18 protein-coding genes are annotated in these 19,604 nt (G+C 58.3%); 6 read left to right on the top strand and 12 right to left on the bottom strand.

Annotated features, from left to right (window positions below; all coding sequences use genetic code 11):
• Positions 1 to 23 precede the first annotated feature (23 nt).
• The 11 genes from P8Z34_01860 to P8Z34_01910 all read right to left on the bottom strand — a co-directional run bounded on the left by P8Z34_01860 (position 24) and on the right by P8Z34_01910 (position 9,505).
• Entirely contained in the window at positions 24 to 764 is a 741-nt protein-coding gene (locus tag P8Z34_01860; GenBank protein ID MEJ2549410.1) for an ABC transporter ATP-binding protein, read from the bottom strand.
• A gap of 23 nt (positions 765 to 787) precedes the next feature.
• A complete protein-coding gene (locus P8Z34_01865; protein MEJ2549411.1) occupies positions 788 to 1,945 on the bottom strand; it encodes an ABC transporter permease in 1,158 nt (385 codons plus the stop codon).
• Between the two features lie 32 nt (positions 1,946 to 1,977).
• The gene (locus P8Z34_01870) at positions 1,978 to 3,135 is read right to left on the bottom strand and encodes an ABC transporter permease (GenBank protein ID MEJ2549412.1); all 1,158 of its coding nucleotides are present in this window, start codon (positions 3,133 to 3,135) and stop codon (positions 1,978 to 1,980) included.
• A 33-nt stretch (positions 3,136 to 3,168) separates the two neighbouring features.
• On the bottom strand, positions 3,169 to 4,326 hold the full coding sequence (locus tag P8Z34_01875; protein ID MEJ2549413.1) for an ABC transporter permease: 1,158 nt from the start codon (positions 4,324 to 4,326) through the stop codon (positions 3,169 to 3,171).
• Positions 4,327 to 4,355: 29 nt separating this feature from the next.
• On the bottom strand, positions 4,356 to 5,561 hold the full coding sequence (locus tag P8Z34_01880; GenBank protein ID MEJ2549414.1) for an FtsX-like permease family protein: 1,206 nt from the start codon (positions 5,559 to 5,561) through the stop codon (positions 4,356 to 4,358).
• A gap of 12 nt (positions 5,562 to 5,573) precedes the next feature.
• A complete protein-coding gene (locus tag P8Z34_01885) occupies positions 5,574 to 6,095 on the bottom strand; it encodes a helix-turn-helix transcriptional regulator (protein ID MEJ2549415.1) in 522 nt (173 codons plus the stop codon).
• 139 nt (positions 6,096 to 6,234) lie between these two features.
• Entirely contained in the window at positions 6,235 to 6,846 is a 612-nt protein-coding gene (locus P8Z34_01890) for an MBL fold metallo-hydrolase (protein MEJ2549416.1), read from the bottom strand.
• A gap of 160 nt (positions 6,847 to 7,006) precedes the next feature.
• Positions 7,007 to 7,444, bottom strand: coding sequence for a GNAT family N-acetyltransferase (locus tag P8Z34_01895; GenBank protein ID MEJ2549417.1), 438 nt, complete (start codon positions 7,442 to 7,444; stop codon positions 7,007 to 7,009).
• A 194-nt stretch (positions 7,445 to 7,638) separates the two neighbouring features.
• Positions 7,639 to 8,298, bottom strand: a complete 660-nt coding sequence (locus P8Z34_01900) for a hypothetical protein (GenBank protein ID MEJ2549418.1) — start codon at positions 8,296 to 8,298, stop codon at positions 7,639 to 7,641.
• 69 nt (positions 8,299 to 8,367) lie between these two features.
• Positions 8,368 to 8,856 carry a GNAT family N-acetyltransferase gene (locus P8Z34_01905; GenBank protein ID MEJ2549419.1) on the bottom strand — a complete coding sequence of 163 codons (489 nt, stop codon included), beginning with the start codon at positions 8,854 to 8,856 and terminating at the stop codon, positions 8,368 to 8,370.
• Positions 8,857 to 8,878: 22 nt separating this feature from the next.
• A complete protein-coding gene (locus tag P8Z34_01910; GenBank protein MEJ2549420.1) occupies positions 8,879 to 9,505 on the bottom strand; it encodes a histidine phosphatase family protein in 627 nt (208 codons plus the stop codon).
• Between the two features lie 270 nt (positions 9,506 to 9,775).
• Here P8Z34_01910 and P8Z34_01915 point away from each other — a divergent pair, with 270 nt between their 5' ends.
• The 5 genes from P8Z34_01915 to P8Z34_01935 all read left to right on the top strand — a co-directional run bounded on the left by P8Z34_01915 (position 9,776) and on the right by P8Z34_01935 (position 17,810).
• Positions 9,776 to 13,567: a DUF2791 family P-loop domain-containing protein gene (locus P8Z34_01915; protein MEJ2549421.1), complete on the top strand. Its 3,792-nt coding sequence runs from the start codon at positions 9,776 to 9,778 to the stop codon at positions 13,565 to 13,567.
• A 107-nt stretch (positions 13,568 to 13,674) separates the two neighbouring features.
• Positions 13,675 to 13,881 (top strand): hypothetical protein, encoded by a 207-nt coding sequence (locus tag P8Z34_01920; protein MEJ2549422.1) that lies wholly within the window; start codon positions 13,675 to 13,677, stop codon positions 13,879 to 13,881.
• A 62-nt stretch (positions 13,882 to 13,943) separates the two neighbouring features.
• Complete coding sequence (locus tag P8Z34_01925) at positions 13,944 to 14,987, top strand: Ig-like domain-containing protein (protein ID MEJ2549423.1); 1,044 nt, start codon at positions 13,944 to 13,946, stop codon at positions 14,985 to 14,987.
• 12 nt (positions 14,988 to 14,999) lie between these two features.
• Complete coding sequence (locus P8Z34_01930; GenBank protein ID MEJ2549424.1) at positions 15,000 to 17,615, top strand: LysM domain-containing protein; 2,616 nt, start codon at positions 15,000 to 15,002, stop codon at positions 17,613 to 17,615.
• 9 nt (positions 17,616 to 17,624) lie between these two features.
• On the top strand, positions 17,625 to 17,810 hold the full coding sequence (locus P8Z34_01935) for a hypothetical protein (protein MEJ2549425.1): 186 nt from the start codon (positions 17,625 to 17,627) through the stop codon (positions 17,808 to 17,810).
• An 18-nt stretch (positions 17,811 to 17,828) separates the two neighbouring features.
• On the opposite strand, the gene P8Z34_01940 is transcribed toward P8Z34_01935, so the two are convergent.
• Positions 17,829 to 18,221: a hypothetical protein gene (locus P8Z34_01940; GenBank protein MEJ2549426.1), complete on the bottom strand. Its 393-nt coding sequence runs from the start codon at positions 18,219 to 18,221 to the stop codon at positions 17,829 to 17,831.
• A gap of 262 nt (positions 18,222 to 18,483) precedes the next feature.
• Here P8Z34_01940 and P8Z34_01945 point away from each other — a divergent pair, with 262 nt between their 5' ends.
• The gene (locus P8Z34_01945) at positions 18,484 to 19,599 is read left to right on the top strand and encodes a multicopper oxidase domain-containing protein (protein MEJ2549427.1); all 1,116 of its coding nucleotides are present in this window, start codon (positions 18,484 to 18,486) and stop codon (positions 19,597 to 19,599) included.
• Positions 19,600 to 19,604: the final 5 nt, after the last annotated feature.

Genomic DNA, 19,604 nt, shown 5'->3' on the forward strand with positions numbered 1-19,604 from the left:
TGCCTCCTCCAGCTTATCCGCAGTTACAATTCCGCCGCCAACAGACGACTGAGCGTCTCGCGCGTGTCCCGCTCGCCTTCGAGACGGGTTTCTCCGCGAATCGCACCATCTCGCAGCAGAAGCACGCGGTCGGCGTAGCTTGCGGCGCGGAAGTCGTGGGTGACCATGATCACCGTCTGGCTGTCCTCGTCGCAAAGGCCGCGCACGAGTTCGAGCACGCCGGCTCCGGTCTTTGTGTCCAGATTGCCCGTCGGCTCGTCCGCCAGCAGCAGCGCAGGTCGGTTGGCCAGCGCACGGGCGATGGCCACACGCTGGCGTTCCCCGCCCGAAAGCTGGCGCGGCAGGTGATTGGCTCGCTTGTCCAGTCCCACTCGCTCGAGCAGTTCCACAACCCGTGCTTTGCGTTTCGCCCGTGCAGCCCCCGCCAGGCGCATGGCCACATCGACGTTGCCCGCAGCGCTGAGCGTCGGCAGCAGATTGAAGGTCTGAAAGACAAACCCCAATTCCCGCAAGCGCAGATCGGCTCGCTGCCCGTCGCTCAAATCCGAGAGTGCGTTTCCGGCGATGAACACCTCGCCTTTCGAAGGTCGATCCATCGCGCCCAGCAAATGAAGCAGACTGGATTTGCCGCTTCCGGAAGGACCGACGATGGCCACGAACTCCCCCGGTTCGACGACCAGGTCTACCCCCCGCACGGCTTCGACGGAGACTCCGTTCATTTGGAAAATCTTCCAGACGTCTTTCGTTGATACAATTGCTTCCATCTTTCACCTACCTGATTTGTTTTTTACTCGTACCGTAATGCTTCCAGGGGATCGACCTGCACCGCTTTCCAGGCAGGCAGCAGAGAAGCCCCCAGACCGGTTAAAATCGCCAGCAGGCTGATGTTCAGCCATTTGGTCAGAATCACGTCGGCCGCGCTGACGGTACCAATTTCGACGAACACTCGTATGAATGCCCACAAAGGGCCGGCCAGCAAGGCGCCCAGAACACTGAGCAAGAGCGCTTCACTGGCGATCATGCCGAAGACGGTCGCGCGGCTGGCGCCGATCGCACGCAGCACGCCGATGTCGCGCCGCCGCTCCATCACGGCGATGATCATCACGATCATCACGAACAAGAACGCAACCAGTATGGCGACGCCATCGACCATGTCTGCGAGGCTGTACACCGAGGCGTACATGGCGCGCACGTTCTCTTCCACATCCGCGGGAGAAGCGGCTGCAAGCTCTGGATAGTGGCCTTCCACCTGAGTCTTGATCCGCGCCACCTCATCGACGTTCTGCGCTGCAAGGATCACAGCGGAAACGCTGCTCGGGCGGTCGAAAAGCCGCTGGGCAGTGGCCAGCTCCATCATCACCATGCCGTCGTGTACGGCAGGCGCCCGATCGAGCAGGCCGACGACGGTAAAAAACTCGCCAAGTACGTGGATCGTCTCCCCGATCTCGACACGATGCCCGGCTTCCTGCCCGTAATAGGCTGCGGCGCCCTGCCCCAGGATGACGCTTTGGGGATCCTGCAACGTACCTGCTCCTGCAGCGATCTTCAACGAGCCGAGGAAAGCGATTTCGTGTCCCGGTTCGATGCCCAACGCACGCGTCGGCGGCGGCGCGCCTGGCGCCGGCGGTTTCGTCAGGGGCACGTACAGGATGGCCGAACTCCTGGCTACGTCGACGCCCGGCATGGCCAACAGCTCTTCCGCCACGCCGACGTTTATGCTGCTGCTCGGCGAGGGGAAATCTTCCACCACCGATTCGCTCGTCATGCTGCGTTGGACGAACACCTTGCCCGCCAGCGCCTCGAGCTGATCCTGCAGATCGTTCTCGGCGCTCGACATCATCGTCGTCATCGCCAGGTAAATCTGGACCGATACGGCCACACCGAGGATCGTGAGCAGAGAACGAACCCACCGCTGCCGAATGTTCCGGATCGATAAATGCCACATACCCATTCTCCTCAATAACGCTGGCTTACCGCCTACGAATAACGCAGGGCTTCCAACGGATCGACCCGTACCGCCCGCCAGGCGGGGATCAACGATGCCCCAACGCCCACACACAGCGCCAGCAAACCCATCTGCAGCCAGGCCGCCAAAATGACATCGGCGGGGCTGGTGAAATCGCCCACGAGGACGGCCCCGATCAATACCCAGATCGGCCAGGCCAGCAACGTTCCCGCCATGCTCAACGTCAAGGATTCGCCGGCGATCATGCGGAAAATCGTCCTGCGGTTCGCGCCGATCGCCCGCAGCACGCCGATGTCGTGCTGACGTTCCATGACGCCCACGATCATGACGATCGTGACGAAAAGGAAAACTACGACGTAAACCGCACTGTTGATCATGCCTGTGAATCCTTCGGTCACACTCATCATTTCCATGGCGGCGTCCATGACCTCTTCCTGGCTGCCCGTTTGCAGGCGCGAATCCATGGCCTCGATCTTCGCCCGGATCGAGTCGACGTCCGCGACGCTTTCCATCGTCAGAATGACGGCCGACACGCTCTCCGGCCGTTCGAAGAGAGCCTGGGCGCTGTCCAGATCCATCAATACCATCCCGTCGAACAAACCCGGCGCCGCAGCGAGCACACCTGCGACGCTGAAACGCTGATTCAACAACTCGATCGTATCCCCGGGCTGTGCCGGTACATCATCTTTTGGACTGAGCTGTTCCGCGGCGCCCTGTCCGAGGATGACGCTTCGCGGGCCCTGCAATTTCCCCTGGCCGGCTGAAATCTCGAGATCACTCAGGAAGGCCGTTTCGTGGCCCGCTTCCGTTCCGACGGCAGACAAGGCCGGCGGCAATCCGGATATCGGAGGGCTGGCCAACGGCAAGTAGAGGATCGCCGAACTGGCCTCCCAATCGATGCCATCGAGATTCAGGAGTTCCTGCGCCAAATCATTCGAAATGCTGCTGCCCGCCGAAGGGAATTCTTCCATCTCCGATCCCTCGGTCGTCGGCCGTTGTACGAAGATCCTGCCGGCGAGGGCGCTCAGTTGATTCTGGAGATCGGCTTCGTATCCGGATATCACACCCGTCACCGTCAAGTTGACCTGGACTGCAACGGCGATCCCGAGTACGGTAAGCAGCGAGCGCAGCCGCCGCTGCCATAGATTCCGCATTACCAATTGCCACATGTTCGTTCTCCTACACCAAATTCCAGCGACCGCTCATTCGTACCGCAGCGCTTCCAGAGGATCGATGCGCACTGCCCGCCAGGCCGGGATTAATGATGCCCCAATTCCGACGATGATCACCAACAACCCCATTTCCAACCACCCGGAGAAAATGACTTCGGGCGAACTGGAAAATTCACCGATGAAATAGCTCCCGATGACGGCCCAGAGCGGCCAGGCGAGGATGGCGCCGCCCAAACTGAGAATGAGCGACTCACTCGCTATCAATCTGAAAATCGTCAGCCTGCGAGCTCCGATCGCCCGCAGCACCCCGATGTCCCGGCGGCGCTCCATCACGGCCACGAACATCACGATCGTGACGAACATAAACACAACGGCCACGGTGGAGCCGTTTATCATGTTGAAGAAACCCATGACCGACTCGAGCCGCTCACGGAATTCGGCCACAATTTCCGTTTGGCTGGAAGATTTCAAATCCGGGTAGTTGATTCCGACCGTTGATTGAATTCGGGCCAGGCTATCGAGCGTCTCTGCAGAGAGAATGACGGCGGATACGTTGCCACGATGGTTGAAAATTTCCTGGGCCGTATTCAAATCCATCATGACCATGCCGCGGTACAGATTGGGTGATTTCCCCAAAACGCCGACCACCTCGAGTTCCTTTCCAAGAACCTCGATCGAGTCGCCCGAGCCAATCGGCGGTTGACCTTCGGCGCTGTAGCGTTCTGCCGCCGCATTTCCGAGGATTACTGCGTTGGGTGTGGTCAAGACGCCTACCCCTTGTTCCACCTCGATCCCACCCAGAAATGCATCCTCGTGACCCGCTTCAATGCCCAAGGCGAGTTTGGACGGCGGCAAACCGGGTGCCGGTGACGTGGTCAACGGCACGTAGAGAATCGCCGAACTCGCTTCCCGATCCACGCCATCCATTTTCAGCAACTCGTTGGCAACGTCTTCCTCGATGCTGCTGCTGGGCGAGGGGAACTCTTCACTCTCGGCCTCTTCGGACGTCGGACGCTGCACGTAGACCTTTCCGGCCATGGCAGTGAGCTGGTTTTCAAGATCGAGTTCAAAACTGACCTTGATGCTGGACATGGTTAGAAAAAGCTGGACTGCGACAGCCACACCGAGCATCGTCAGCAACGAGCGCAGCCGCCGTTCCAATAGGTTGCGAAATGCTACGTTCCACATAATGTTCGTTCTCCCTTGTTTCCTATCCCTTACTCATATCTCAGCGCATCCAGCGGGTCGACGCGCAGCGCCTGCCAGGCGGGCAGTAATGAAGCCAGTACGCCGACCGGAATCGCAATCGCGACGATTGGCAGCCACGCCAGGATGACCGTGATGTCGACCGGCATGCGCCAGAGGAGCCCGGTATAGGCGATCGACATCGGCAGCGCCGTGAGTGCGCCCAGGAGACAGATCGACATCGATTCGGTCAGCACCATGGCGAAGATCTTCCAGCGCTGCGCCCCGATGGCGCGCAGCACGCCGATCTCCCGCCGCCGTTCCATCACGGCCACGACCATGACGATGGTGACGACGACCACGACGACGGCGACGACCGTGTTGTTGATCATGCCGAAGAACGTATTTTGCACGTCCACCCATTGGCGGGCCTTGGAAAGCAGTTGTGCTTCACTCGAAGCGCGCAGGTCCCCGAACTGCGTTTCGACGTCACCGGCCAGTCGATCCACCGCGTCGATCGATTCGGCCGCCAGCACAACCGCCGATACGGCAGCCGGTCGGTTGAACAAATCCTGCGACGTGGCCAAATCCACCATCACGATGCCGTCCACGAACTGCGTCGCAGGCTCCAAAACGCCGGCTACGTTGAATTTCCGGCCCTGCACCTCGATTTCGTCACCCGGGTTAACGGCTTCTCTCTCACTCTCGATGCCGTAGAGCATGTCTTCCATTCCGATGAAGGCCGTGCTACCGCCGCTTCTTCCAAAGTAGGCTGCGGCTCCGTTTCCGAGAATCACGCTGTTTTCGGAGTCCAGAGTCGCGCTTCCCATTTCTACCTCTACCGACCCCAGGAGTGCGGATTCGTGCCCGGATTCGATCCCGACCGCCAAAACGCTGGGCGGATTGTTGGGTATCGTGCTGGGAACGAGCGGGACGAACACGAGCGCAGAACTGCGGGTCCGATCCACACCATCGAGCGCCAGCACTTCAGACGCCGTGCTCGCTTCGATGCTGCTGGCGGCGTTGGGAAAGCCCTGCCAGCCCTCACTGTTGGGCATCGTTTGTTCGACGTACACTTTGCCGGCAAAGGCTTGATACTGACGCAGCATGTCCAGTTCGAACGTCGCCATCAAGTTATTCAAGGTCAGATACAGCTGCAGCGCCACCGACACGCCGAGAATCGTCAGAATCGTGCGCAGTTTCCGCTGGCGAAGATTGTGAAAAGCGACATCCAACATCTTGTTTTCCTCCTACGGCCGGCTTTCCAATTGTTCCAGGCGTTCGTCACACAAATCCAGCCAGCGTAAATCCGCCTGCAGGTGCAGGATCGCGCCTTCGATGAGCAGCGAGACAAAGGGATCTTCCGGCGCCTCTGCAGCGAGGCGGGTAAGATCTCTTACCCGCTGCAAGTATGCCTTCCGTTGGCGGGCGATCATTTCCAGCGCGTCGCCGTAGCCGGCCAGGTGCCGCACGACCAGTTTGATAAAGAACTCATCCCGCAGCCGGTGGGTCTTTTCCACCGGATGGTCGAACCAGTTTTCGAGCTCTTTTCGGCCCTGCTCCGTCAACTCGTAGGTCTTCTTACCGCGTCGATCATCCTGTTCGACGACGGCACTGACCAGGCCATCGCGCTCCAGGCGTTGCAGCGTGGCGTAAATCTGACCGAAGTTGATGTCCCAGCTTCCTCCGAGCGCCTGCTCCAGAGCGTTTTTCAGCTCGTAGCCGTGCCGTACGTCGCGTGCCAGGAGGCCGAGAAGAGCGTGACGCAGCATCCGGTGTTCCTTTGTTTATGTGCGCAGTATATATACTCGGTATATATTACAGAAAACAATGGGCTTTGTCAAGGAGGAACGAGGAACTCGATTCTCTACCGAATGCGGGGAAAAATCCCGACCGATTGCTTCGAAGCTATCACGCACCGAGTGCCGGGTCCATCGGGCGGATCGGGCCGTGTCCGGGATAAACGCGCCTGGCGCCGCGCTCCCACAGCAAGCGCCAGCTTGCAGCGACGACGACGGGATCTTCCAGGCCGACGTGATCCGGCTGCGTGAGATCGCCCGTGAAGACCGAACCATCGTCGAGCAGCAAGGAGACGCTGTCTTCGGAGTGACCCGGCGTGTGCAGGATGTCCCCGGGGATGCCGATGCTCTCCAGCAGCGCCCTGCTCCCGGCGCATGAAATCGTGGTGTTGCCCTCCAGCGTAATCTCCGTGTAATTGTCCGCGGGCTTGATCCAGGTTTTCATCTGCGGGATCGCCTCGACTTGGACGTCCATAACCAGCAGCGGGACGCCGGCCAGCTTGAAGTCCTGCGCCAGGCCGGCGTGATCGATGTGGAAATGCGTGGCCAGGGTGTAGCGGATCTCTTCCAGCGGCACGTCCATGCGTTTCAGAGCAGCGCGCATGGTACTCATGCTGCCCGGCCAGCCGACGTCCACCAGCAAGCGTGACCTGCCCGCACTGACGACCCAGTAATTCGTCGAACGGTAGCCCACGTTTATGATCGTGATCGATTCGGCCAGCATATCTTTCCTCAAACACCACGAGATTCCCGGACGTCGTCGGCGTCGATCGTAGGGATGGTCTGCGAACCGCTCCTACATGCTTTCTTCTCGGAAGGAGAGGAAAAAAATCGAACATCAAGTCTGGCGATTGACTTGATTGCTCCAGCGGGATCTATCTACTTTATCGCTCGTCGGCGGGAATTTCCAATTCCAGCGAATACTCCCGATACCCCATAGCGGTATAGAATGCCCGCGCGGCCTGGTTGTCGACGAGCACACCCACAGTCAGCCGCTTGTCCACGGGCCAGATTTCTTGGCGCAGGATGCGCATCGCTTCCCGGCCAATTCCCTGGCGGCGGTGGGCGCGGTCGACGAATATCTGGCGTAGATGGATGGTGTCCGGATGATCGCGATGCTGCGTGTACAAGGCGTAGGCTACGACTGCGCCATCGATCTCGAAAAGCGCAGCTTCATACCCACCACGCAGGAACTCCCGCATGCGCTCCTCGAACCAGGCGTCGGATTTGGAACGGTTGCGGTGGCCTTCGTCCTCGACGAGCTGCCGGTTCATGGCGCTCAACTGCTGCACATCCGCAAGCGTGGCAATTCGGTAGCGCATGATTCCCATCCCGATGCTGCGGCGACGCCGCGCAGAGAATAATCTAAGGGCTGGTAAGAAGGGTTGTCTGAAGGAACCACTTTCGACACGCCTGATGTTAACGCACCAGGGCGCGATAAAGCATTTACGGCTCCCGCCGTACGATCCCGAAACGATCGTTCTGCGCCGCTGATGCGTTTACAGACCGCGGCGGACTATCCTTCAGAATCGCCTTCGCCCGGTGCAGCCTTCGCACCGATGAATTGGCGGCCAAGTACCACCGCACCAACGATGATCAGCACCACCGGCACGATGAACTGGGCCGTATCGGACGCAAGCAGAAACGCCATGGCCATGAGCGCCATGATCCCGCCGGGAATGAGTGCCCACCAGTTTTTGGGATTGCGCAGATAAACGACGAAGAAAGGCAGCCCGATTGCGAGAAAGACGTAGGCGGGGACGATTTCGTCCTCGAGGATACCGGTCTCGATCAACGGAACCATGACACCGATGGCAACGAGCGCATACGATGGGACGAGCCACCACCATTCTGTCCGATTACGCAGATAGACGTACAGAAAGGGGATGGCGATCGAACCCAGCACGAAGGTCGCCACGAACGAATCCGTCAGCACTTCGAGCGTGAGCAGTGCAATCAACAAGGCAATCGCCAGGAAAACGTAGGAGACGATGAGCATCCATTTTTGTTTTCGATCCACTGCGTAGGCGGCGTAAACCCCCAGGCCGGCGACCGCCAGGACCGCCACCCAAATCCACGCGCCGATATCGGTGAACGTTTGAATCAACAACATCCCGCCGACGAGCACCAACAATCCACCCCAAACGATTGCTTGTCGATCCATTTCTCGTTTCATCGGTCTTCCTCCTCCTGAGCCTGTTCAACGAATATATACGTGTATATCATACACCGAGTGTGTCTCTGGTCATCGCCCCGGTTTTAGACGATACGAGTGCATGGGCCTGTAGCGAATGCCGTTCTCGACTCGCTCCGATCCTTCCGGTAGAAATCCTACTCTGCGATAGAATTCCACCGAGTTCGGCGACGCATGTACCGTGACGGACGTGATTCCGGCATTTGCCGCATGACAATGCTGGAAGGCCCGAGAGATCAATTCGCGACCGATGCCCCGACCCTGATGCGCCTCATCCACGAAAAGCAGCGAAATGTGTTTCGCCTCGCGAATCTCGATCATGCCCAGGAGCGCGTCACCTTCACGGGCCAGGATCACCTTGTGCCCCTCCCGAGCGCGCTCGGCCAGCGCTTCGGGTCGAACGTACTTGCGAAATTCGTCGATGCCTTGCTGCGAGAACTGCGGCGCAACGAGCCGGTCGAACACCGCATGCACCAATTCACAGACCGCAGCTTCTTCACCAGGTTGCATCCCCTGGTATGAAATGCATCCATTGCGCATACGAACGCTTCCCTTCCAGCCGCTAAAAGAGCGGGTTTTTCCCTACCGGGTAGATCTCTTGATTGAAACGGATCAATTTCCAACGGCGATCGGTTTCATCCCAGTCAATTTCGGTGACGCTCGCCGTGTCGACCTTCAAATTGAAACGCTGATACACAGCGAGGTCCAGGACATGACAAACCAGCAGGCGGATGAGTCCATCGTGGGTTACGACGAGGATATTCCCCACGTCGGTCATCTTCTTCTCGTCGACGAAGGCGGCGATGCGTGCCAGCGCTTCGGACCCCGTTTCGCCTTCCGGCCAGCGGAAATCCCGATCTTGATCGACGAGGGCACGCCACACCTCGGGATACTGCAACGGGATTTCCTCATCCGACAGATACTCAACGATGCCGATGTCGATTTCGTTGAGGCGGGGATCGACGAGCGGAACGATCCCGCGTTTTTTCGCCAGGGAGCGTATCGTCTGTCCGGTGCGGAGGTACTCGCTCACGTAAATGGCATCGACACGGCGTTTGCCGAAATAGCGCTTCAACTTCGCTGCTTGCCGCCTGCCGAGCGCACTGATGGGTTGGTCGTTATGCCGCAGCTGCGGATTGTGGAAGTCGCCTCTGGCCTTGTCTGCATGCCGCACGACGTAGAATTTCATCTCTCTCCACCGTAGTCAATCGACACCACACAACGCTTTTAGCCTACATATGGAAACACCGTTTCACTTCAGTGGACACTGGTTTTCATTCGGTTTAATTCGAATAGCTGCCGCAGATGAAATGAGTGTACTACACATCGAGATCATCATCCTCTGGCATTTCATACAAATCCGTGAAGCACAGTCGGCTTCCTTCTTGGCGCAGACTGTGCAAACGTAAAACGAAGATGTATTGTATTGGGACGGATACACCATGTCATTCAGGCCGTGTTGGGTAATAATATTGAGGATGATTTTCAGCGCATCGACGGACGAAGGTTCAAATTACAGATCGCCATGGACGCGGATAAGCAGCACATCGTAGTGACCACGCTTGGGGTGCCGTGCGTTGAAGTCGACGGAAAAATTAAAACCATTTCCCGTCGCCAGGTGCGGGCGCTGTTGTATTACCTGGCTTGCGGACGGGGCAGCGTGGCCAGAGAGCAGTTGTGCTTTCTATTCTGGCCGGATCGAGCGGAGGACGAGGCTCGCCGAAACTTGAGTATCCTGCTTTCTCATCTCCGCCGAACGTTCCACCCCATTCAGATCGTCGAAACGAGCACCGACAGTGTGATCCTCGAGAATGAAATCGTCAATCTCGATCTGCACGAGTTCGAGCGCTTGCTCGAACTCGGCGGTGGAGATGAAATCGACCCCCTCTTGAAAGCGGTCAGTCTCTACCGGGGTCAATTCCTGGAAGGTTTTTCATTGCCGGAGAGCAGCGAGTATGAATCCTGGCTCACTTTGCAGCGTCGCCGCCTCGAGCAGGAATATCTGCGCACGCTGATGACCATCATCCTGGCCTTTCAAGAGAGGCGCGAATACGATGCGGCTGCCCGCAGCGCACAAACCTATCTGGCCGTCGATGAACTTTCAGAACACGTGCACAGGATCCTGATCGAGCTGTATATCGCCATGGGAGATCGAAATCAAGCGCAGCAGCAATTCGAGCTGTGCTCGAAAATCCTCGAACGCGAATTGGGCGTGCGTCCCTTGCCCGAGACACGCATGGCCCTGGATTCAGCCCCACCAACAGATCGAGAGATCGTTCAAGCAGGTGGCGAAGATGAAGCGACGACCATCCCGGGAGATCGGCTGCCTCTCATCGGACGCGATGAGGAATTGGAGATATTGCGCCGCAGACTCGATCGGGTTCGGTCCGGAAAAGGATCGTTTCTTCTCGTCAGCGGAGAGGCGGGAATCGGGAAGTCGTTTCTCACGCGCACTTTTCTCCGCGAACAGCACGAGGAGGTTTCCGTTTTCTCGGGTGAATGTTATCCGGGTGGCCAACAACCGCCCTATCAACCGATCCTGGACGCTCTCCAACCGCCGATACAACGGATGAAACCTCCGGATTCCGAACCCCCCGATTGGATCGTGACTCTCTCACCGTTCTTTCCCCAACTTAGATTATCCGGCAGGCATGATATGCAGGACAAGCTGCTGGAGACCGCCCCCGGGACATGGTTTCAAGGTTTTTTCAGCGCCTTCAACAGCTTGAGCGGCAGCACGCATCCAACCGTGCTGCATTTGGAGGATCTGCAGTGGGCAGACAGCGCCACCCGCGCTTTTTTGGTCTACCTCGCCCGGCGGCTTGCCGAAACGCCGATGTTGGTGTTGGGGACTTTTCGTTCCGAAGATCACCAATCACTGGAGGAGCTACGGTACAACCTCTCTCGAGCAGGCCCCTTCCACGAACTACACTTACAGGGTTTCGATCCCCAGACCACTTATGCGTTCCTTCAATTAGCGAGCGGCAACGTTAAGTTCAACGCCGAAATCGCCCAACGCCTGTACGAAATTAGCGGCGGTAACCCATTCTTTCTACTGGAGCTGCTGCGATCGCAATCGATCGAAAGCTACAGCGATCCTGCGCTCGATTGGACGGCAGTGCAGCTGCCAGAGACGATCCTGCAGGCATTAGACAACCGCGTCAGGTCTCTCAGCTCACACGCGCGCCAGGTGCTGGAAGCCTGCGTCGTGCTTAGCAAGGATCTGAATTTCGATTTGATTCGCCGGATTGCCGGACGGAGCGAATTGGAGACCATCGATGGTCTCGATGAACTGCAGCAGAAACAAATCCTCTACGAGCAGAACGGCGTTTATTATTTTTCACACGGCATCCTGCGCCCCGTCGTATACCAGAGCATGAGCACCTGGCGCCGCCGGCTGCTTCACAAGCGCGCCGGGCTGGAGCTCGAGATCGAACATTCCGACGATTTCGTCCTTCTCGCCTGGCATTTCGAACGCGCCGGTCCGTCCCTTTCGAATAAAGCTTTGGACTATCTGATCCGGGCTGCGGATCGAACACGCGCAATGTATGCTCACCAAGAAGCGATTGGCCTGTACCAACGGGCGCTGGCGCTGCTGCGGGAAAAAGAAGAGCATGCCAGGACCGCCAGAACGTGGATGAAGTTGGGTCTGGTGCAGCAAATCGCCGGCGAGTATCAACGCGCCCAAAAATCCTACGCCGCGGGCTTCGAAATGTGGCAGCGGCCGATTTCCTCCCTGGCAGCGACCTCACCACTGCATACCGGGAAGACACTGCGCATGGAATGGCGTGAGCCCACGACACTCGACCCTGCCTTCTCCCGGGATACGACTTCCGCAGCCATCATCGATCAGCTTTATCGAGGTCTGTTGGAACTCAATCCGGATCTGGGATTGGTGCCTTCTATTGCGGAGCGATTCGAGATCGATCGAAGCGGCTGCCGCTACACCTTCAAGCTTCGAATGGACGTCGACTGGAGTGACGGGACGCCCGTCACGGCAGATGATTTCGCCTGCGCCTGGAAGCGCGTTCTCGATCCGAAGCACGCCTCCCCCAACGCCAGCCGGTTATTCGACATCAAAGGAGCTCGCGCATTTGCAGAAAGCACGCTGTCCGACACGAAAGATGTCGGCATCCATGTGCTGGATGAGCACACGCTTGTGGTGGAGCTTGAAGCGCCGTGCAGCTACTTCCCATACCTGCTGAGTCATCACGCCACCTATCCGGTCCCTCGCCACGTCCTCGACAGCCGGGGCGAGCACGATTTCACGACGCGGCCGCTCTCCTGCGGTCCCTTTCTGCTGGAGTCCTGGAACAGGGGCAGCGACATCCGCCTGATTCGAAACCCAACTTACCAGGGCCAATTTGGCGGGAATATTGAACAGGTTTTACTCACAACCGACATGGATTGGAACGCCAGCCTCACCGCCTATGAAGAAGATAGACTCGACATCCTATCGGTGACGCGTGCGGAAACAGCAGATCTGGTCCGTGCCCGCAGCCGCAACGCACAGGATTACATCTCCGCACCCGCCTTTCTCACGACGTATCTGGGTTTCAACCTGTGCCAATCTCCGTTCGACGATCTCCGCGTGCGCAGGGCCTTTGCACACGCCATCGACCGGCACGAACTGGCGTCCATGGTCATGCAGGGATTCATCTTTCCGGCCGGCGCGGGACTCGTGCCACCGGGACTGCCGGGAGCAACGCAGGCAGTGGGGTATGCATTCGATCTCGAACGGGCGCGCGAGCTGCTGCGTGAAGCAGGTTACCCTGAAGGGAATAATTTCCCCAGCGTGCGATTCCTGTCCTTTAACGGAAGCGAAACGCGAGTTGAATACCTCTGCAAGCGGCTGAAGGAGGACCTGGGAATCGACATCCACGGCGAGACACTGGAATTTGGCGAACTGCTTCGAAGACTCGATTCACTCGATGCCGACATGTTCCTCATCGGCTGGCTGGCCGATTTCCCCGATCCGATCACCTTCCTGCGCGATTGCCCTTTTAAAACCTGGACCGGCTGGATGAATCCGGAGTATACCTCGCTCATCACCAAAGCCTCGCGAAGCGTGGACACGGACACCCACGTCCGCCTTTGCCGGCAGGCGGAAGACATACTCATCGAAGAGACGCCCATCGTGCCCATTAATTATGCCAGGCACAACCTGCTGGTTAAGCCATGGGTAACGCGCTTCTCACCACCGCTCATGGGCGTTTGGTTCTTCAAGGACATCGTTATCACCTCGCACTAATCTCGACCTCCCATCCCTGTCAACAGTTTGTAAACACACATCCGTAAACTGTGTGTAAGCTTTCCGGCTCGCTTGCAGCGGACGGTCACACACGGATGGTGAAACGGATGGCGGATCAAGAAACGTACGACTCCTTTTTCGTGCGGCTTACCAGGCCAGGAACCGGCGCATCGCGCGCGGTGGATAACGGTATCCGGATCGAGATCGAGCACTTCCAAAGCGGAGAGATCCTGATTCTCGAAACACAGGAGGCGTTCTTCGACTTCTTCCGTTCCTTCACCGCCTGGCCGACAGCCGGACACGACTCGGATTGAGTCAGGCGCATCAGCCGCCGCCGAATGATACGGCGGTCCGTGCTTTCATCAGGAGGGTCACGATGAAACGACGTTTTACGCCATGGAAGGTCAGCTTCTTCCTTTGCGCTCTTGCGTGGATAACCGCGGGATGCGGGCAGACCGCAGCCCAAGGTGGGACGTTTGCCTGGATCGACGTTCCTGTGAACGATTTGACGTTTCCGCTGGGACAGGAGATCCGGATCGAAGGGCATGCGTCCGATCCCACCGGCGTATCCCGCGTGGAGATCTGGGTCAACCAAGAATTAACCTGGACGGTGGAAGATCTTCCCTCCAGTGGAGATTTTGTGAGGTTCTCACAAACCTGGACCCCGCCGGAGGAAGGGGATTACTTCATCCTCGCTGCGGCCTCCGGGAACGGAGGCGAAAGCAGCACACCTGCTTCCGTTATCGTCCACGTCGGGCGGCTGCCCGCCGTCGCGCTCGTGACGGAAGAATCGATCGAGGCGCCGGATCCAGCCACGCCCACACCGGAACCCGCTCTGCCCGAAACGGTCGTGCAGTTCTGGGCCGATCCGCCGCAGATCGAAGCCGATTCCTGCACCCTGCTGCGCTGGCAGGTCGAAAACGCAGAAAAGGTCGTGCTGGGGAGCAGCGAGGTATCGAAACAGGGCAGTTATGAAGTGTGCTTATGCGAGAGTACCAGCTACAGCCTGACCGTCACCGGCCTCGACGGCATCGCAGAGGAATTCAAAGTGTCGATACCGGTGAGCGGCATCTGTGCCCCGCCGACGGTGGAAATCGATGAGAGCCCACCTCCGGCCCCGGCGCTGCTGAAACCACTCGATGGATCGGATCTCGACCCTGTCGCGGATACGATCCTGCGCTGGAACGCAGTCTCGGATGAAAGCGGGATTGCCCAGTATCAAGTTCAAGTCCAACGCCACAGCGGCGATTACAACTGGACCGCCGCGCCCGGGAATCCGTGGACGGGACTGGGCGAAACGCAGCTGCTGTTGAACGTCGAATATGGCTACACCTACCGCTGGCGCGTGCGGGCCGTCGACGGCGCGGGCAACACCGGTCCTTGGTCCGGATGGTTCACGTTCGTGGTCCCCCTCACATAAGGAGGTCGAAGGATGAAGACGAACATACACTTGCGTGAGCGTACTGTGCGCTTGATTCGAATCGCGGGAATTTTGATGCTGGCGCTCCTGCTGGTCTTGATCGCAGGCCATCTCTTGCGTGCACGGGAGCGAAAAGCATATCCGCTGGTGACCATTCACAACCCGGGGAATCATGAAGTTATCGCCCTGGGCAATCTGGCGGACGTCCACGCTTCGGCAGTGTCGCCTGCCGGAGTCGAGCGCCTCGAGCTGTGGGCCGACGGTGATTTCATCGATGCAACGGGAATATCCGGAGATGACACCCACTCCTTCCTGGTCTTGAACGCGGGCTGGGAACCCAGAACGCTGGGACCGCACGTCCTGGTTGTACGTGCCACATCCTCTGCGGGGGTCGAAAGCCAGGCGACGGTCTACGTCGAGGCGGTTGAAGGTCAGGGCAAGATGGCCCAACACATGCTTGCAGAAGGCGAAACCCTGGAGCAGATCGCCGCAGACCATGGCGTGGACGCAGATGAATTGATCGACATGAATCCCGGCCTCGATCCGCTCGAACTCGAGAGTGGGGATTTCGTGAACGTGCCGGGAGGGACCGCCGGTGTTGGCGGCGGTGAGAGCGTCGCTCCTGATTCCTCGGCGGCGGATGAGGCGCCGCCCGATTCTTCCGGCAGGCCGTTGGACCTTACCCTGTTTGGAAGCAACGATCCCTTCGATCCCTCCGGCGCATCCGGATTCCGCTCGGACGAGCCGCTGGTGCTGCGTCTCGAAACGCTGACCCTGGAAACCGGCGCGGCTTACGAATCGCTGCACTGCTACGTCGGATTCGGAGATCGCTCGCCGCGCTGGTATCCGGATGCGGATGGAGATCAGGCAACGAGCGAATACTTCACCTCCGCAGACGGTACTGCGTGGAACGTGGGAGACTACATGAGCGGAGATTCGGCCCCGGCCATCTACTGGCCTGGGGATCAAACGCTTGCCTTCACGATCACCTGTGTGGGCATCCAGGGAGGCGGAACCGATGCACTCGAATTGGGGCCGCTGTCGCTTTCGATCCCGCCCGAGGCGTGGGACGGCGTAATCCGCACGGCCCGCAGCGAATCGGGGGAAGGCAGCTTTTGGATCGAATATCGCGTGACCCCGGGGGATTTGACATCCAAGGGCCCCGATCCTGACATGGCCCGGCCCACCAACCTGTGGATCAATTACAACGGAGGCTACCTGGCCTGGGATTACAGGCCGGAGGAGGACGCAGAAGCGATCGATGGTTTCATGGTTTTCTTGAACGAGACCCTGATCTGGCAGGAAAGCGCGGACACACGCCGTTCATGGCTGCCGGACGCATTTCTGATACCTCCCTGCGGCGAGGCGTACCAGTTCACCGTCGAGGCGTATATCTCTCCCTACCCGTTGGGCGATTACTCGGTACCCCGTGAGGTTTGGGAGGAAGACTACGAGGGAGATCGGGCGACGATCAACGGCGGCGAACCCGGTTCAGCGGATTGCACCCAACGATTCGTAGTCAACTTCCAATCCTTGACCACAGGGAACATACCGGAAGATCCGGTGAACTGGCCTGCCGTCAATTGGGATCATGGAGCAGGGCCGATTCACGGTAATTTTTATACCAACCATCAGGACCGCTTTTTCGACTTCTGGCGGTTCGTCCCTAACCTTGAATACAGCACTGGGCTTCTCATGGCAGAGTCTGCGCAATCCAGCTCGATTCTCATCGCCGTCGAAGAGGATCAGGAAGAGGAAATCTGGTTGGGGTTCCGCATCAGCGATGAAGATGAAGACGGCTATCCAGTCCTTTGCCATGGTTCCGATAATTTAAATCCGCAAGATCTGAGAAATCTCGGATTTTACGTAGGTGAAATCGTGTCCCAGGAGGATGGAGGCGACCGCTGCCGTGTGGCGTACACGATCCACCCGGCGGATGGCAGCTCCGTCGGCCCGGGCGGCGACGCCCTGGCGCTGCCGCAGCTGAATGTCGAAGGCTTCTCGCTGAATCCGGCAAGTGGTCGGCTGCAGATTCACGTTCACAATATCGGATTGGCGGATTGGACGCATCGAGATCTGGATGTGCGTCTGATTACGCATCGAAGAGTGTTTATCGATGACGTCACGTGGGAGGATGTCCAAATCGGCGTTGACGATACCATAATACTACAGTCACCGAGTATGAGTCCGTATCCACCCATGGATGTTTGCGTAACCCTGGATCTCTATGACAGAGTCCTCGAGCTGTATGAATTTCTTGGCGCAACACCTGGCGGCCTTATATGTTCGCCCTTGCCGGATTTAACCATCAGCGATGTGCAGTACGATCCCGCCAGAGAGGCTCTCTTGATCACGGTGCAAAATAACGGGGAGTCGGTGTCGACCGGATCAGGAATTCTGGTCGATCGGATCCTTTGTCTGCGGGTCACATTCGACGACGACACTTTCATCGACGTATACACCCAGCAGAACGTGAACATGGATCGTGTCGATGAACACCAGTATATCTTCCCAGGATTTGACGCAGTGCAGTGGTCTCACACGTATTCAGTCAGCGTGGATCCACTTAATGAGATTGGTGAACTGGATGACGACAATAATGAATACCTCGTACCTGCGGAGCCATGATGGCGGCATTTGGATCGCGTTCTCACCATCGCCATCTCGTCATCACCGCCGGAGTGGCTTGCCGAGAAGCAAGGATCATGCGCCGGCATGGCAGTGAAGCCCAAACCGGTGCATGATCCCTGCGATCCTGCCCGCGAAAAAAGCAATCCATCAGCACTTATCGAAGAGCTGGAGCTGCCTTCATGTTTGCATTGAAGCGGCTGATCCGGCTGTTTACTGCAATCCGACCAACTCCTGCACCGAGACGATCAGCCGGTTGTTCTCCCTGGTGAGGATGCCTTCGATTTCGACATCATTGTCCAGCTTCATCTGCGCCTGCTGCTCGTCACTGAAGTCGAGCCAGAATTCGTTGTGGGCAAAAGCGCCGACCTCGCAGCCGCCATCGTCCAGCTCGAAGTACACGCCGTCCGGCGGACTCAGGTCGATGAACGAGATCTGGCCGATCGTGGTCACGCGCCATCCGATGAGATCGTCGTTCAAATCACAGATGGCCACATCACCGGCATCGTACTCCGAATTCTCGCCAGGGCCTGGCGCACAGCCTGCTGAAACCGAGAGTGCCAGGAACAGACAAATCGTCGAAATTAAAATCGTACCTCGTTTCATATCGTCTCCTCTTTCGCCGCGATAACGTCCCTATCTGGGTTTAAGTGTACGCCTTCCGTGCCTTCTGGCAACCTGGGAGAGGGACCGCCGCAGCTTACCGCCTGTGACCTGTGGAAGACCGCGCAAGTGCTAATAGAAAGGTATCTGGGGTCTGGGAAGGAGAAAAATGTTTGGCGTGCCTAATTTATGATAAAATTTGTCTTATTACGTTAATTTGGAAGGAAATACTTCCTTCACGCACGACACCAACCACGAGGGCTTTATGGGAAAACGACTATCGAGAAGGGATTTCCTGCTGGGCAGCACGATCAGCCTGCTCTCCGGCGCCGGAATGACCAGGTTGGCGCAAACGCTGCAGGGCGAAAACGAGACGCAAGCGAGGCAAACGACTGAGGGCGATGATCCGCATGCCCACTTCGGCATGGTGGGAAACGTGAATCATGTACGGAATGGCTTCGACCCGCTGCGGATGCTCGTCGATTGGGATTACGGTAAAGTCAGCACCATGCCGAACGGCCAAACACTGCGGGAATATCAATTCGTCGCCTACGATAAAGAGATCGAGGTCGCACCGGGCGTGTTCTTCCCCGCCTGGACTTACAACGGCCGCGTTCCGGGACCCACCATCCGCTGCAGGGAAGGCGACCGCATCCGCATCGATTTCACCAACTCGGGCACGCATCCCCACACGATTCACTTTCACGGCGTCCACCCCTTCGAGATGGACGGCGTTCCCGGCGCGGGCCCGGGCGAGATCGGCGTCGGAGAATCCTTCGTTTACGAATTCGACGCCGAGCCCTTCGGCTGCCACCTCTATCACTGCCACTCCCTTCCGCTCAAACGGCACATCCACAAAGGTCTCTACGGCGCCTTTATCGTCGATCCTGCCGAAGGCCGGCCGCCGGCGCGCGAATTGATGATGATCATGAACGGCTTCGATACCAATTTCGACTCCGCCAACGAGGTCTACGCCGTCAATTCGGTCGGTTTCGAGTACGCCCGCCGGCCGATCCCGGTCAAAGTCGGCGAATTGATCCGGGTGTATCTGATCAACATCACCGAGTTCGACCCGATCAACTCCTTCCACCTGCACGCCGAATTCTTCGATTATTACGATCACGGCACCACACTCACGCCGACCCTGCATACGGTGGACACGATCATGCAGGCTCAGGCCCAACGGGGCATCCTCGAATTCAGCTACCGCTGGCCGGGGAAATACATGTTCCACGCCCACGTGAGTGAGTTTGCCGAACTGGGCTGGATGGGCAACTTCAACGTGGTCGACGCCGAGGATTTCGAGCAGGCGTTGGTGGAAGCCGGTCTGGATGCCGATTGGGACCGACGAGCTTTGCACGGCAGCACGGCAAACGGATGAGAGGC

It is taken from the genome of Anaerolineales bacterium, assembly GCA_037382465.1.
Taxonomy (GTDB): domain Bacteria; phylum Chloroflexota; class Anaerolineae; order Anaerolineales; family E44-bin32; genus WVZH01.